Origin of the sequence: Desulfomicrobium escambiense DSM 10707, from assembly GCF_000428825.1 — a bacterium.
Classification (GTDB): Bacteria; Desulfobacterota; Desulfovibrionia; order Desulfovibrionales; family Desulfomicrobiaceae; genus Desulfomicrobium; species Desulfomicrobium escambiense.
The window spans coordinates 90,570-105,080 of sequence record NZ_AUAR01000004.1; the positions used below are offsets into that span (position 1 = coordinate 90,570).

Sequence of the window (14,511 nt, forward strand, 5' to 3'; positions counted from 1 at the left end):
TCGGTGGGTTTCGATCTCTGTATTAGTATTAGTTTGGCCGATTCGGTTGGCGAGCAGTTCGCTTAGTTCGCGCGGCCTTGTATTGATTTTCAATTACCCCAGGAACCGAGGGGCGTACGTTCGAATAATTTCGCCACGATTATTAAGAAAACGAGGGGGATGTAGATTCCAGATCGTTTTTTCTTGTCGACTTTTGCTCTGCCCCACACTCTGCCTAACATCTTGACGGTGTTATGGCGCTGTTCTCCGAAATTCTTGATTCTTACAGTTGATTATGTATAAAATATATTTCATAAAACTTGAATATTGCGATATCAGTTGTAATTTTTTTGTGTTAAGAATATTTATTTAAAACAATAACTTTATATTAATTAGAATAAAATGGACAACAATTTTAAGTTTATTTATTTTATTCATAGAGAATATTCACTTAGGCACATATTTAAAAGTGAATTTTATGACGAATTGAGTATTAATATAGAAAATTTGGTTGATTTTTGCAGGGAATATTTTAGTAAAAATAAGCTTGATGAGCTTTTTATTGTTGAGGATGAAACAAAAAGATTTGATATAAATTTTGAAATAGATGTTATTGATTTAATTTTAGATATTTATGTAGCTAAAATTAATAATGAAAAATATTATTGTGGAATTTCGGATTATTACTACAATAAAAATTTTAATGATAGCGGAGATGATTTGGGTATTACAGGATATTTAGATGATTTTTATATGAAGTTGATGTCTGAAAAATCAAGGAAAGAGTCTTTAAAATTCATATATAAGATATCTGCTAAATATAATATTTATGCATCTCACGCTAAATATTTGCATAAAAAGAAATATTGTATCAAAAATATATTTTCAGATATTGACAGTGTAAGTGAGAAGAGATTTTTCTGTTTTAAAAAATTTGATGATTACTATAAATACTTTAGTCCAAGCGAGGTTATATGTGGGCTAGATGTTGATGAATGCAGTTGTGTTAAGGGTTCATATGCAATGTTTGTAGATTTTGCATCTCCAGATTTTGATATTGATAGGACATTAGATTATATTCAAACGAGTATTGTTGATACGCTGCTTATGATGGGCGAAGTTGATGGTAGAGAGTTGTCTGTGCGTGAACTAGAATACCTTTCAAGAAATTGTAAAGTTATTCGGCAAAGTTCTTTTGATATTTCAGGATTGCAAAATAGGGTATTTGGTTTGATAATGTGGGATCTTGTTAATATACGTGGTTGTAGTCCGAGAGATGCGTTTGGTTTTTTAATAAAAAATAATGATTATTTAGAGTATGTCAGGAGGCGGTATTCTTATTTGTCAGAAGATGAATTCATTGGCGAGCATATGTGTGATAGTAAAAAAATATATATAAATGCATTAAAGGCATTGGATAATGCAGATGAGTGTGTTAATAAGTGTATGATTATTTCTACAAATAGCAGAGTGAATAGCAAAAATAAAAATATTGAAAATTTTGATGCTTATGTGGAAGATACGTCGTTTGATTTTAAAAACGATGGAGTTGTGCGTAGTGAAATAGATCGTGACTTGTTGCAAACTATTTATAGAAAAACAAAAAAAAATAGTGTCATTTGTTATGAAAAAGATGATGAAGTTGGATCAGTTAAAGATTTAGCGAAAATGGTTTGTAAAAAGAAATAGTTTTTAGAAATGCCCCCTCCCCAGTTTGAGCGGCTTCTTAAGAAGAATCTCTCCGCCTTTCTTACTTGCCTATATTGTCCCGGTTTGGTGCCATAGGGGGGCTGATTAACATTCGGAACAACACGCTAATCCCAATACTGTTGCCTGAGATCATGCTTGTGGGCACTACGCGGAGTCCCGCTCGGGCCACCAATTGGTCCCGGAGCGCTTGAGTTCCTATGAATAGGAACTCAAGATGTTCGTCAATGCTACGTATGAGCACTAGGTCGGCGGAATTTGTCGGCTGGGGCCGATTATGCACGTTGTCGTTGCTTGTCCCGACGAGTTCAGCCTGACATCATGATTGAGACTTCGTGTTCGCGGTCGATCATCTTTTTGCGCTCAGTAATCCCACCTTGCTGAGTGTGCTTTCTAAAAAATGTTCTCCAGCGTCAGTTGGCCGATCTTGGCGTGGAGAACCTTCAAGCCCTCCTCGGGCTCGCTGGCGGATGGTTTGCCGAAGACATCACCGGCAGTCCGCTCGCTGAGTTGCGGTTTCCATTCTGTGATCTGGTTCGGATGCACCTCAAATCGTTGCGCCAACTTGGTATGGGTCTAGTCGCCTACATCTCGCGACCAAGGTCACCTTGTCCTTGAATTCCGCGGAATGCTTCCGTCTCGTCTTCTTTGTCATTCTCTGCTCCCTGATCATCTGCGTTTGAAGGGGTCGGGACTAGCAGATTGCCCACCTAAAGACTTGTGCAAACTTTCGGGGTCAGTTCTGTATCGCCCAAGTCAATGAGGATTACCAAAATTCAGAACTGGTATTCATGTTCGTCTGCACACTTGCGTCAGGATATCAGAGAGCTGTTTTTAAGCAATGAATCCAGCAGGAGGTGCGATGATGGAAAAAATTCGATTGGCAGAGTGACTAGTGTCTCTAGTCGAGGGGTAGCAGCAGGGCATGAGGCTTGTTGTTGAGATTGTCGAAGATCAACGCATATGGCTTCAACTCATTTTTAACAGGATCGATACGAGTATGCACGGGCAATGTCAAAATAATAATCTGGGATATCAATGGCTGAATGAGAAGGAAGTCGCAATCCTTATTGGCGTGAGTGTTTATACACTCCGCCAACATCGCTTTAAGGGGGTCGGTTTGCCGTACGTGAAGTATGGAAAGTCTGTCAGATATTCTACTGCTGACATTACTGCATACTTGGAATCAATGAAGATTAATCATTATAGGTCATAGGAGGTTAATATGTCGAATGCAGAGACTACAATTTTTTGGACTTATGGAGCGGCAGATAGCGCTTCTGAAGAGCTTGAACGTGATCTGATCAATAGGAAAACGCAGGATCCATTAACATTGCTTCCCATGCTGAAGGTTTTTCATCCGAATGGTCATCTTGAAGGGAATGTGTTTTGCTCTGATTGGCTTAGGGTGTTCTTAGGTGAAGGCCAGTGTGGTTTCTGGACCATGAAGAGACCGGGTGAGAAATCCACGCCTATGGATGGACGGTTGGCGCAAATCGCCGGGACGATGAGCTTTGAAAGTTACGGGTGTCGGCACTTAGGCTTTATTAAAAATATGGCCTATAAAGAACTTGCCAGACGTGGAAACGTCAGTACTTCTAAGGCTGAGCGTTACAAATATGGTTATAAGCCAGGATGCTCCCGTGTTCATTCGTTTGATAAATCGATGTTGGATAGAACGCCCCGAGAGAAAAATCCTGTGCAGGATCATGGTTTTACTCTTAAGTCGGTGTACTTCTATCCTACTCTGGATAACAAAGTTACTTTTTGTACGTGCTATTTTCAGTCACCAGAGGGGGAGATTGAAAAATTGCCCCTTACTCTCTGGAAAACCGCTTCCGGACGATTTATTTTTGACTGGCTTCATCCGTTGGATCCGTTTCCGCTGTATCGATGGGATTTGTTGTATAATGACAAACGTCCAGTCATAATTTGCGAGAACGAGGCGCAGGTTGAGTATCTTCGAGAGAAGCACTCTTGGTTGCTGAAGAGCGTGGGGCTGACGACATGGTCGGGGGGGGAGTCGACTACGATCGACGGAACAGATTGGGGTGCGTTGAATGGTCGTTTGGTAGTTATAATTGTATCCCCAGGAGCAGAAGGCTACAAAAGGGCCAACAAGTTATACCGTGCGATGAAGCGCTTGGGTGTAGGCCCAATCGGCTTCTTGATGCCCCGGGCTAGACTGCAGGCTGATCAAACGTCTGCGAGCGCGATGCTGTCGGCCTTGGATGAGGACATCACGGAATCATTGCTTCAGAAAAACGAGGTCGCGGATAGGGCTGAATTTGTCAAAGATGCGAAGGAACGCTTTGGTTTGGACTTTGACCCGGATTTCGTTGCATCCGCGATCAGCGGAAGCGAATTGGTTGCGTTGCCCTTGTCCGATGCAGAAGTTGTTCTTGGTCCGATGATCATGAAGGGCGACAGGGTTTTGGTTTATGCGCACAGAGGGTCGGGGAAGACGTGGCTGATTTGTTTTATTGCAGTTGCATGTGTGTCAGGAGGATCATTGTTTGTTGGACGCCTTGAAGCTCCTCGCCCACTTCGAGTTCTTGTCATTGATGGTGAGATGGGGGGGAGAGAGTTGCAGAAGCGTTACTCCATGATCTTCAAAGCCATGGGGACCCCGGAGCATTTGCAGGATAATCTCAGGATTATCGCGGCTAGGATTCAGGGAAGAGAGATTCAGCTCGAAACTCCTGAGGAAAGAGAGCGCTTCAAGGAGGACATAGCATGGGCTGATGTGATCATTGCTGACAGCATGTTCTGCCTGTTCCCGAATGCAATGGGGTCTCAGCTTGATGGTGCACGGGGTTTCAATGAGTTCATGCGCGCGAATAGTCTGCAAGGTAAAACGACAATCGTCGTTGACCACACCGGGAAGAATAAGCGCAATTCTTATGGGACGATCGGCAAGGAACTGGGCCTTGAACTTGTTTTGAAGCTCGAAAAGGTGAAGAATCAAGAACTGTTTAGGCTGTCTGTTGAAAAGCACCGGAATCTCGGAAGCAAGGATGTCCAGCCGATAGAGTTCATGCTGAACGTCGATGAAGACGCTGGTATCGCGGAATTGAAATCCTTGTCTGAGATGGAAGAGGACACAGATTCCGAAGGAAAGGATGTGCCCTGCATGACCCGCAAAGATATGCCTTCCAGTGGTGGAGATTGCGATGCTGGGCGCATGCCTTCCGTGTCAACAGATTGTCATGATGCTCCTATCAAACTCGATGACCAGAACTCGAAAATTATTGCAGCCCGGACGGAGAATCCGAATCTAAGCGTCAGGAAACTGGCTTCAATAGTCGGAGTATCCAAGGGGACGGCACATAATCGTCTAAAGAAACTCCAGCAGGCTGGTCTTTTGAGGCCGAAAGGGGCATCTGTCGAGGAGGGTGAGTTCGGAGTTGATGACGATGAAGCTTAGATTGGCTGTCGACTGAACAACATGGTGGCACGTATCCTTTCGCGGGTGCGTGCCATCTTTCTTTTGTGCAGGTTATGGTCGTCGGTAACAGCGCACATGCAGCCTGTGCAACCTTGAAATCTGTATCCGATCTAGAACGTGTAAGCTTCTTGGGCCGTACGACTGGAAACTACGGCCTCCACCCATATTGGGATCTGGCCGACGCCGATCGCGAGCTCCACAATGGGGCCTGGGCAGGGCCGGAAGTCGCATCTATGGCACCATGAGGCAGTGGTAGAAATCTCTGGTTCGCTTCGCCGAGATGGAGAGGGATTTCCTGCGGCCCCTACCGGACATCCCGCCCGAGCTGGCAACCTGGGCGTCGGTGAAGCTGCACGGTAACAGCCATGTCCAGTTCGAAAAATCGTTCTATTCCGCGCCGTTCACGCTGGTGCACAAGTCGCTCTGGTTGCGGGCCACCGAATAGACGGTGCAGATCTTCCACGAACAACAGCTCGTGGCCAGCCACCCCAGAATGTACAAACCCGGCGCACGGAGCACGGTGCAGGACCACCTGCCGCCGGAGGCCAAGGCCTATCTGATGCGTGACCCGCAGTGGTGTCTCGCGCAGGCGGAAAAGGTCGGTGAGCGCTGCCTGGAACTGGTCCACGGTCTCTTTGCACACCGCGTCCTCGACAACCTGCGTGCCGTTCAAGGCCTGCGGCAACTCGGCGGTCGTTACGGCAAACGACGACTGGAGGCGGCCTGCGCCAGAGCCTTGGATCACGAGGCCGGCACGTATCGTAGCGTGAAGAACGTCCTGGAGAAGGGTCTGGATCAGCAAGGCCTGCCCCTGCCCATCGCCTTGCCTGATGCCTACGGCGGAAAATCCCGCTTCTCCCGCAACCCTGAACTGCTCAACTGAAGGACGCATTCATGAATCCCATCCCCCAGCTTACGCCTCATCTGAAACAGCTCCGTCTCTCCGGCATCCTGGACTCTCTGGAGGTCCGCAACCGGCAGACCGTGGAGTAGAAGCTCGCCTACGTGGATTTCCTGGCCTTGCTCATCGAGGACGAGATCGCCCGCCGCGAACAGCGTAAACTCGTCATGCGGCAACGCAGGGCCGGTATCAACACGCATAAGACACTCGAAGGCTACGACTTCACCTTCAACCTCGGAGTGAACCAGGCGCAGATCATGGATCTGGCCACCTGCCGCTACCTGGAGGAGAAAGTCCCGGTGCTCATCGTCGGCCCCTGCGGTACCGGCAAAAGCCACATCGCCCAGGCATTGGGGCGCATCGCCGTACGTCGCGGCTACGACACGGTGTTCTCCTCCCACGCCAAGCTCTTGGGCACAACTCGCCTCGGCGCGGGCAGTGGGCACGTTCGAGCGCAAGCTGGCGGCGCTGACTAAAGCCGATCTGCTCATCATCGACGACTTCAGTCTCAAGCCCATGCGCTCCGGGCAGGATGAGGACTTCCACGACATCATCGCGGACCGCTACGAGCGGCGGCCGACGATCATCAAAAGCAATCTGGACTTCTGGGAGTGGAACGACGCCTTCCACAACAAGCTGTTCGGCGCGGCCACCCTCGACCGGATCAGCCGCATCAAACTGGGCAAATTTTTGTCCGTCCGAAGCCGTCCTAGTGCTCCCCTTAAGGGGAGCACTAGTAATGTCCAGTGGACAGGACAGTGGACAGGTTGGACGGGAAAAATGAAATTTGAAATTTTGGGTTTGGAGAGCTGTTTAAAGTGATCGTTAATAGCCCGAGAGGGTTCCTCTTTGGCAAGTCTGGTGGATGTCAACTTTTCCACCAAGATTATTATATGGCAGATTCAAGAATTTTTTTCAGATGAGACAGGAATTTCAACTATTATTCTATTAGTAAATTTAGGTAATATGGTATTACCTTCTTATTTAATATGATTATTGTTAATAGATTTTTTAATTAGTATACTTAAATAAAAAATAAATACATAATTAATAAATTCACTTTGTAATAAATTATTTGATTAGTATAATATACAGAGAGACAGAGTCAAACTAAGTTAAATATATTCACTCTCATGACAATGAGAAGAATAACAGTCAATCATAAACACATACACGAAAGTGTGAAACAAGACAGTCAGTATCAGTGAGACACGCCACCAGTGTGTCATCAAAATAAAATCAATCATAATCATCCAGAAGAAAACAAGTTTTCAGAATAACTCTCAGAGAGACACGTTAGTGCTCAAACATTGATATCGATATTAGCACACACACGACAATGTGCAAACAGATATATTGGGATTGATATACGCAGAGTGTGTCAGTCTCTTTTTCATTTCAACAAACATAAACAGTATAGGAGGCAGATATGAGAAGACAGAAAGTCATATATGAGAACGAGTATAAGGATCTTCCTATTAACACCAACAAAGAGAAAGGACTAGGATGTCTTAGTTCCTCTCTTCAGAGCTATAGAGAGAAGTTGGACTATATGACTGAGAACCACTCCAAGGTTCAACAAGTCAGATTCGATCTCAGATATCCTTGTGATGACTCTGTTCCATATGACAAGAAGCACATCTCTAGATTCTGCGAGTATATGAAACGATCATTTGATCGAATGGAGACTGGTGGTCACTTGGTGGATATGAAATTAGAATGGGTGCCTGATAAGAAAGATAAATCCTCTCATCCTCACTATCATTGCTTAGCTTTGGTCAATGGAAATGCTATTCAGTCCGAGTATACGGTTTTGAAAAAAGCTGAGCATTATTGGGGAATAGTTTTGAAAAATGATCAGGACGGATTGGTGCACTATTGCAACAAGGACAGGGGTGGCAATAAGCAGGAGAATGGCTTGATGTATCGTCGTGGATCGGCGGATGCTGAGGAAACTTTGGAGAAGATGCAGTATCAGGCTAGCTATATTGCCAAGGCTAGGGACAAGGACGGCTTGCCAAAAGGATCTTGGATCAGAGGAGGATCTCGTATTCCTAAAAACAGATAGTATTCTTGCCTTCATTTCGCTTGGTTCAAATATCCTGCTGAATTCTCTCTTTCGTAATTTCACGTCTATATTTCCCCTGGAATAGATATTTTTTGAGGTCTGCTCAGAGCTATTATTGGCGATCCAGTAGTAGCTGTCTGGGTCGTATATTTTTTTTCACCATTTTACATGGAGGTCGTTATGAGTGATGACAAAAAGAAGGCTAAGGTCAAGCAGAGTGGCATCATGAACATTCGTGGCAAGGAAGTCGCCACCTATCCGGCCATGATCGACTACGCCCACCAGTGTGGGATGCAGAGTCTGGAGGTCGCCGTGCTCCAGTTTCCGCAGGCCTCAAACGAGATGCGCGCCATTTGTGCGGCGCGTCTGGTTACATCCGGTGGACAGGTGTTCGCGGACATCGGAGACGCGAGTCCCGACAATGTCCCCAAGGGGTGCGTGGACAGTTTTGTGCGCATAGCCTCTACTCGTGCCAAGTCACGTGTCCTCTCTGACGCCTTCAATATTCGTAATGCCTTGGAAGGCGGTCAGGAGCAAGATTCAGAGCCTATTCTGCTCACAGCAGTTCAGGATGCGGACAATGTCTATGGCCTGCCGGAAGGCCAGTCTCAGGATAAGAGCGCCTTGAACGGGGGTGGCAACAAGCCTCGTTCAGACAAACAGGTTAACTTGCTGCATCAATGTGCTTCAGGTCGTGGACTAGACCCGGAGGATGTGGTCAGGAATATGTATGGGAAATCGATCGATGATTTGACGGGCAGTGAAGCAAATTTTGCTATTAGGGCGATTAAGAATGGTCAAGTCAGTCTCTGAGCAATGTCCCGAAGAACGATGAATTGTTGCCGATAATAGCTCAATATTGTTGCTGCGATAAGGGTAAAGTCATCGTCATCAGATAGAAGTTACTGAATCTGATATTTTCGAGTACTTTGATAAAAATTGGTGACTGGCAGGTGATCGCGTCCAGCCAGCCACCATCATTGCTCCAGATAACCGCAGTAGACTGATTGCCCAAAAAAGCAAAAACTTGAGTGGTTCGAAATTTTCCGGCAGGTCACACCTGTCAAGGGTATCAAGCTTGATCAGTGCTCTCTACTTTTCTGGAACGGTGAGAGCGCCCATTTTATTGTAGTGTACGTGGGGGTCGCTTAGATTTTGGTTCTTGAATGCTAGATTTAAAAATCTCATATTCTTCTTTGCTCTTGAATATACAGCAATTCCTTTGATCTGCTCTTGATTCTTTAATTTTAGTCCAAAATTTATCGCGTTCTTTAATATTTGGTACATATCCTTCAAAAATACTTCTTCTTTGTCCATTCTCGTCCATTTTCACACATCCAGAAGCGATATAAACGCCTTCTTCAACGGAAAATGCATAACTTTTTGATAGTTTATTGCAAATAATCATGTTTCCCTATCCTGTTTTGCTCTTGTTGATATTGTTCAGTTCCGTGAATTTGCAGAAAATGTTCGCTTATGGAACAATTTTGAATATTAGTCTTTGGTTTTATTTTGTTACGCACTTGAAGGCCTGTTAATCAAATTAATACAGTCATATATTACTTCTTTGAGAGTCCGAAGGAATCCTCACAGAAGCACTTTTGTGGAGATCATTTTTTCCTGCCAACAAAGGAGTGGTCATGCACGATCAAAGTTACTGCTCATCCGAAACAATCAAACTAGCTAAAGCCTTAATACAAGTGCAACGTGTCTTGCAACCTGCAACTAAGGATCGGCTGAACCCTTTCACACATTCTAACTACGCCACCCTCAACAGCGTCATGGATTCCTGCCGTGAAGCGCTGCTTACCAACGGTATCTGGCTTACCCAGTACCCGGTACCCGCCGAGCCTGGGCATCTGGGCTTGGTCACAAAGCTGGTCCACGCCGAATCCGGGCAGTGGCAGTCCTCGCACGCGGTTGTCCCCTTGCCGAAGAACGACCCCCAGGGCCTTGGCATCGCCATGACCTACATTCGGCGCTACTCAATCTCCGCCATGCTCGGCATCGTGACCGAGGACGACACCGACGGGAACTTGCCCAAGGACTCCGGCAAGGGTGGGCAGCGCCAGAAAAGGAATCCCGCCATGCAGGACTCTGCACCTTCTCCGCATCCTTCCGGTCGATCACAGCCAACCCAACTCCCGAAACTCGACGGCATCACCTACCAGGAGATCACCGCCACAGACGGGCAGGTGTGCATCGTGGCCACCGGCAATACCCAGGCCAAGAAGGATCTCCTGGCCGGCGCCGGGTTCAAATGGAATCCTCAACGGAAAATGTGGTGGAAATATGCGCAAGCATCATGAAATTCAATATACAAAAAACAAGCGAAGGCTGCTCCACTCGGGCGGCCTTCGTCATTTTGGAGGGTAGCATGAACGATCCCGCCCAAGCTCAAGTGGACAGGTCCCACGGTCTCATGGCGCTTCTGGCCAAGGGGCTTATCGAATCCTCGGCGCAAAGAACCGCGTCTTCACTGGGTGACCGGAGCCGGTATATCGGCATGTCGGACATAGGTCGCGCCCTAGAGTGCCCTCGTGCAGCCGTGGGTCGCAAGCTCTTCGGGCATGGCGACGACCTTCACCAACACGACCTTGCGGCTGTGCTGGCCAGGCAACTGCGCCTGCAACGCGGCCATTGGTTCGAGGCTGGTATTACCCAAGTCTTCAGGCAGCAACGACTGCCCGTTATTGAGCAACTCGAAATCGTGACGAGCCACCAAGGGGTGCCGATTCGAGCGCACTTGGACTTCGTATTCGCAAGCGAAGTAGGGCAACCCACGGTGCGGATTCTTGAGCTGAAAAGCTGCGAGCAAATCCCACCAACGCTGTATTCTTCGTACGAAACGCAGGTCTACGGTCAGGTCGGGCTGTTGCATGCGCTTTGGGGCCAGCCGGCATTCGGCGTCCATGTTGAAGATAGTCACGGGAAGGCCGGGCTCACGTTTCCGCAGATTTGCAGGGCGAAGCTTGGCATCGAAATGCCCGCCCATCCTTCTACGGTCGACATCGAGGCCTGGGTGCTCTGCCTCTCCATGTCGGATGCCAATGCGTTTGGGCCATACCTGCCGGATGACACCATGCTGGGCCTCTGCCTCAAGGCAGCAGAGGACCTCTGGAACGACGTCGAAGCATCCAGGGATAAGGGCGCTGACCTCGACGACCTGCCCACGGCCCAGGGGTTTCATCCCCTGTGCTCGTGGTGCGAATTCAACGCCGATTGCCCGAAATTTGATGGGCTCGATCAGCCGCAGTGGAGCGATACGCTGGACCTGCTCAAAGATTTGAAGGCCAGACAGGGCGAGTTTGAAGTCGAGATATCGGAAATCGAGGAGGGACTCAGGACCGCTTATGCCTTGAGCGATGTCGGCGGATCCTGGATCAATGCAGGCAGCCATCGCTTCCGGGTCTCGGCGCAAAATGGCAGGCGCACCCTGAACAAGGAGCAATTGCGCTTGGAACTCTCGACTGTCCTTGGTGAGGAGAAGGCGGACGCGATTATCGCCAGGTGCGAGTGGGAGGGAAAGCCCTTTGACCGGCTGACCATCAGCAGGATTAACAAGCGATCGTAGTTCAGAAAATTATCAGCCAAGAAATCCCGGCTACCTGTAACAGGGCGGCCGGGATGTCTATTTTATGGAGCAGAAAATGACCAACACCATTCACGACGAACTTGAAAAACTCCAGGCCGTGGAACTGGACGCAGGGACAGTTTTCAGCGGCAGCCCGTCGGGCAGGATCATCCGGGGCTATGCCAGCTCCTGCAGCTATACACCGACCCCGGATCCTGGCTACATTTTCCACGAGACGAGCCGAGATATCGCAGTTTGGCTGATGAACATTTCCGACCCGCTGTATATCTTCGGTCCCACAGGTAGTGGGAAAACGAGCGCCCTCAAGCAGCTGGCCTCCAGGCTTAACTATCCCGTCTTCGAGGTCACTGGGCACAGCCGCCTGGAGTTCCCCGACCTGGTGGGGCACCTGTCGGTTCGCAACGGCAACATGGAATTCGAATACGGCCCTCTGGCCTTGGCCATGAAATTTGGCGGGTTGTTTCTTCTCAATGAGATCGACCTGCTCGAACCGGCTACGGCCACGGGCCTCAACGGCGTTCTCGATGGTGAGGCGCTGTGCATCGCGGAGAATGGCGGTGAACTCATCATCCCTCACCCAATGTTCCGTTTCGCAGCCACGGCCAATACCAACGGAGGATCCGACGAGACGGGCCTGTATCAGGGAACCCTTCGGCAGAACCTCGCCTTTCTCGATCGCTTCTGGCTGTGCGAGATGGGGTATCCTGCTCGCGACGCCGAGGAGAAGCTCTTGGGCGGATGCTGTCCGAAACTTCCCGAGACCATCCGCAAGAAAATGGTCGAATACGCCAACGAGGTCCGTCGGCTTTTCATGGGCGAGGCCGGTGTCGGAATCGCCAACAGCATCGAGGTCACATTCTCGACTCGGACCCTTCTGCGCTGGGCTGATCTGACCGTGCGATTCCAGCCATTATCCCGGCAAGGAGTGCAGCCGGTGACATACGCTCTGGACCGCGCCCTGGGCTTTCGAGCCACCAGGGAAACCAGGGCCATGCTCCATGAACTCGCCCAGCGCGTCTTCCCGCAGTCCATGGGGGAGTAGAAAGGAGTGCTGCTGCTGAAACACAAAAAGATGCGCCCACTCCCGACGACCTGACCAAAGTGCGCCAAGCCATGACCTCGGTCCTTCAGGCCATGGTTGCCAACCCCTCCTACCTGACAACCTGCGCCCATCCTCCATCCGTTCTCCTGGAAAAACCCACGCCACATGGTGGCAAGTTCTGGAAAGCCGTGACGCACCCAAACGACTTGGCCCTGCAGTGGGGACGACTCAACACCGCCGGTCAAGGCCGCGTCCTGGAACTGGCCAGATGCGCCAGGGGCAATCCGGTGCAGGAGATGATGGATAGGGCTCTGGCCAAGATCCATGAAGGATACCGGCTTTGCTGGGTCACATTTTGAAAATCAACATAACTAACCAAAGTGAGCATTTATATGAATAGAGCTCAATCGGATTTCCCTTTCCACCGGTCCATCGAACTGGCCAAGCAGGTTCCCGAGACTGGGTTTCGCTATCACTGGAAAGCCGAGGTCAACACCTTGGGGCTGACCATCCGCATGTGGGTGGGAGGTTTTGATAGCAAGCCATTTGAGACCTGCGTCACCCGGACCATCAAAAGCCGGGAGTGCAAGAACGAATGCCCCATCCAGGAGATGTGGCGTAGGGTGCTGGTCAAGATCGACCGGCAGGACTTCATCATCGTGAACGGAAATTAGGGCGCCACACCAGGCGCTCTTTTTATTTGAGGAGAAGAACATGAACACGCAAACCGACATCAAGGTCTTGGACAGCCTCCTGGCCCTGCACCTTGAGGTGAATATCTGGACGGCACGCAAGAAATTGAGCCCCGAGGACTTTGCCGGGGCCACGTTACCCCCCGAGGATCTGGCGTCCCTGGGCAGCAAGAGGGTCTGCGATCCGGAAGCCCTGCGGGTCTTCGGGACCTTGAAGGCCAGGGCCGTGAGCCTTCTGGACAGGCATGGTATCCGCTTCCTTGGCGGATGGGCCATCCCCGAGAGCCAGGCGGACGCCATCGTGACCGAGCTTGATCAGATCCTGCAGGACTTCAACGCTGCCAAGGAGGATTTCCTGTCGCGCTACGATGAATCCGTTCGGGACTGGATCGCTAAACACTCGGGCTGGGAGCAGATCATCGCCGATTCGACCGTCAGCGCTGACTATGTCCGAAGCCGAATGGGCTTCATCTGGCGGCTTTACCGCATCGTTCCCCCCAATGCGGCAGACCCGGTCATGAAAGGACTCAAGGACGAGGTCGCGAGCCTGGGTCAGACCCTGTTCGGCGAGGTTTCCAAGGCGGCCACGGAGGCCTGGCACAAATGTTTTGCCGGAAAGACCGAGATCACCCGTAAGGCTCTCTCGCCCCTGCGGACCATCCATCAGAAACTCTCGGGCCTGAGCTGCGTCGAGCCGAGGGTATCTCCGGTTGCGGACCTCATTCACACTGCGTTCGAACACTTGCCCAAACGCGGCAGGATCGAAGGTGCGAACCTGCTCATGCTTCAGGGCCTCGTCTCCCTGCTGCGGGACACGGACGCCCTCATCGAGCATGGACAGAAGATAATGGACGGAACGACTTCCAAGAACCTTCTGTCGCTTCTGGTCGAAGGGCAGGGGGAGATGCCGGAGTTGGATGTCCAGGAGGAAGTGGACATCCTGCCCACGGTGGACGATTTGCCGCCGATATTCCCGGACATTCCCATGCAACCGGTACTGCCCAACTGCGGGCTTTGGTAATGATGAACATATTCACCCGATCAGCCCTGGAGTCACAAGCTCCGGGGCTTTTCGCATT

Annotated in this window: 17 protein-coding genes; 15 read left to right on the forward strand and 2 right to left on the reverse strand. The window is 49.5% G+C overall.

What is annotated here, in order from left to right; translation table 11 throughout:
• The first annotated feature begins 381 nt into the window (after positions 1-381).
• On the forward strand, positions 382-1,668 hold the full coding sequence (locus tag G394_RS21095; protein ID WP_156902444.1) for a hypothetical protein: 1,287 nt from the start codon (positions 382-384) through the stop codon (positions 1,666-1,668).
• Positions 1,669-2,079: 411 nt separating this feature from the next.
• Here G394_RS21095 and G394_RS21100 read toward each other — a convergent pair whose 3' ends face one another.
• Positions 2,080-2,232: a hypothetical protein gene (locus G394_RS21100; RefSeq protein WP_156902446.1), complete on the reverse strand. Its 153-nt coding sequence runs from the start codon at positions 2,230-2,232 to the stop codon at positions 2,080-2,082.
• Between the two features lie 454 nt (positions 2,233-2,686).
• Here G394_RS21100 and G394_RS21810 point away from each other — a divergent pair, with 454 nt between their 5' ends.
• From G394_RS21810 to G394_RS0104950, 8 genes are all read left to right on the forward strand, one after another.
• Positions 2,687-2,902 (forward strand): helix-turn-helix domain-containing protein, encoded by a 216-nt coding sequence (locus tag G394_RS21810; RefSeq protein ID WP_425387222.1) that lies wholly within the window; start codon positions 2,687-2,689, stop codon positions 2,900-2,902.
• 9 nt (positions 2,903-2,911) lie between these two features.
• Complete coding sequence (locus tag G394_RS20645; protein ID WP_084435334.1) at positions 2,912-5,113, forward strand: AAA family ATPase; 2,202 nt, start codon at positions 2,912-2,914, stop codon at positions 5,111-5,113.
• Between the two features lie 301 nt (positions 5,114-5,414).
• Complete coding sequence (locus tag G394_RS21815; RefSeq protein WP_425387220.1) at positions 5,415-5,579, forward strand: Mu transposase domain-containing protein; 165 nt, start codon at positions 5,415-5,417, stop codon at positions 5,577-5,579.
• Between the two features lie 3 nt (positions 5,580-5,582).
• Complete coding sequence (locus tag G394_RS20040; RefSeq protein WP_028576710.1) at positions 5,583-6,017, forward strand: hypothetical protein; 435 nt, start codon at positions 5,583-5,585, stop codon at positions 6,015-6,017.
• A 122-nt stretch (positions 6,018-6,139) separates the two neighbouring features.
• Positions 6,140-6,511: an ATP-binding protein gene (locus G394_RS21720; protein ID WP_281168263.1), complete on the forward strand. Its 372-nt coding sequence runs from the start codon at positions 6,140-6,142 to the stop codon at positions 6,509-6,511.
• Positions 6,474-6,857 carry an ATP-binding protein gene (locus G394_RS21725; protein WP_281168264.1) on the forward strand — a complete coding sequence of 128 codons (384 nt, stop codon included), beginning with the start codon at positions 6,474-6,476 and terminating at the stop codon, positions 6,855-6,857. Before G394_RS21720 ends, G394_RS21725 begins: the two co-directional genes overlap by 38 nt.
• Positions 6,858-7,464: 607 nt before the next feature.
• Positions 7,465-8,103: a YagK/YfjJ domain-containing protein gene (locus tag G394_RS20650; RefSeq protein ID WP_084435336.1), complete on the forward strand. Its 639-nt coding sequence runs from the start codon at positions 7,465-7,467 to the stop codon at positions 8,101-8,103.
• A 180-nt stretch (positions 8,104-8,283) separates the two neighbouring features.
• Positions 8,284-8,916, forward strand: a complete 633-nt coding sequence (locus G394_RS0104950) for a hypothetical protein (RefSeq protein WP_028576711.1) — start codon at positions 8,284-8,286, stop codon at positions 8,914-8,916.
• Positions 8,917-9,226: 310 nt separating this feature from the next.
• On the opposite strand, the gene G394_RS21105 is transcribed toward G394_RS0104950, so the two are convergent.
• Positions 9,227-9,511 carry a hypothetical protein gene (locus G394_RS21105; protein WP_156902448.1) on the reverse strand — a complete coding sequence of 95 codons (285 nt, stop codon included), beginning with the start codon at positions 9,509-9,511 and terminating at the stop codon, positions 9,227-9,229.
• A 232-nt stretch (positions 9,512-9,743) separates the two neighbouring features.
• Here G394_RS21105 and G394_RS0104955 point away from each other — a divergent pair, with 232 nt between their 5' ends.
• From G394_RS0104955 to G394_RS0104975, 6 genes are all read left to right on the forward strand, one after another.
• Positions 9,744-10,412: an ERF family protein gene (locus G394_RS0104955; protein WP_028576712.1), complete on the forward strand. Its 669-nt coding sequence runs from the start codon at positions 9,744-9,746 to the stop codon at positions 10,410-10,412.
• 68 nt (positions 10,413-10,480) lie between these two features.
• Positions 10,481-11,677 (forward strand): hypothetical protein, encoded by a 1,197-nt coding sequence (locus G394_RS0104960; protein WP_028576713.1) that lies wholly within the window; start codon positions 10,481-10,483, stop codon positions 11,675-11,677.
• Between the two features lie 76 nt (positions 11,678-11,753).
• A complete protein-coding gene (locus tag G394_RS0104965) occupies positions 11,754-12,740 on the forward strand; it encodes an AAA family ATPase (RefSeq protein WP_051306957.1) in 987 nt (328 codons plus the stop codon).
• Between the two features lie 71 nt (positions 12,741-12,811).
• Complete coding sequence (locus G394_RS21110) at positions 12,812-13,099, forward strand: hypothetical protein (RefSeq protein WP_156902450.1); 288 nt, start codon at positions 12,812-12,814, stop codon at positions 13,097-13,099.
• 33 nt (positions 13,100-13,132) lie between these two features.
• Positions 13,133-13,414: a hypothetical protein gene (locus G394_RS0104970; RefSeq protein ID WP_028576715.1), complete on the forward strand. Its 282-nt coding sequence runs from the start codon at positions 13,133-13,135 to the stop codon at positions 13,412-13,414.
• Between the two features lie 40 nt (positions 13,415-13,454).
• Positions 13,455-14,453, forward strand: coding sequence for a DUF3150 domain-containing protein (locus tag G394_RS0104975; protein ID WP_028576716.1), 999 nt, complete (start codon positions 13,455-13,457; stop codon positions 14,451-14,453).
• Positions 14,454-14,511: the final 58 nt, after the last annotated feature.

Bases quoted from the DNA above. Each gene is read 5' to 3' on its own strand.
- G394_RS0104950 (WP_028576711.1), top strand. From the start codon at position 8,284: ATGAGTGATGACAAAAAGAAGGCTAAGGTCAAGCAGAGTGGCATCATG.
- G394_RS21810 (WP_425387222.1), top strand. From the start codon at position 2,687: ATGCACGGGCAATGTCAAAATAATAATCTGGGATATCAATGGCTGAAT.
- G394_RS20645 (WP_084435334.1), top strand. From the start codon at position 2,912: ATGTCGAATGCAGAGACTACAATTTTTTGGACTTATGGAGCGGCAGAT.
- G394_RS21110 (WP_156902450.1), top strand. From the start codon at position 12,812: ATGACCTCGGTCCTTCAGGCCATGGTTGCCAACCCCTCCTACCTGACA.
- G394_RS0104955 (WP_028576712.1), top strand. From the start codon at position 9,744: ATGCACGATCAAAGTTACTGCTCATCCGAAACAATCAAACTAGCTAAA.
- G394_RS0104970 (WP_028576715.1), top strand. From the start codon at position 13,133: ATGAATAGAGCTCAATCGGATTTCCCTTTCCACCGGTCCATCGAACTG.
- G394_RS0104975 (WP_028576716.1), top strand. From the start codon at position 13,455: ATGAACACGCAAACCGACATCAAGGTCTTGGACAGCCTCCTGGCCCTG.
- G394_RS0104960 (WP_028576713.1), top strand. From the start codon at position 10,481: ATGAACGATCCCGCCCAAGCTCAAGTGGACAGGTCCCACGGTCTCATG.
- G394_RS21815 (WP_425387220.1), top strand. From the start codon at position 5,415: ATGGAGAGGGATTTCCTGCGGCCCCTACCGGACATCCCGCCCGAGCTG.
- G394_RS20650 (WP_084435336.1), top strand. From the start codon at position 7,465: ATGAGAAGACAGAAAGTCATATATGAGAACGAGTATAAGGATCTTCCT.
- G394_RS21095 (WP_156902444.1), top strand. From the start codon at position 382: ATGGACAACAATTTTAAGTTTATTTATTTTATTCATAGAGAATATTCA.
- G394_RS0104965 (WP_051306957.1), top strand. From the start codon at position 11,754: ATGACCAACACCATTCACGACGAACTTGAAAAACTCCAGGCCGTGGAA.
- G394_RS21105 (WP_156902448.1), bottom strand. From the start codon at position 9,511: ATGATTATTTGCAATAAACTATCAAAAAGTTATGCATTTTCCGTTGAA.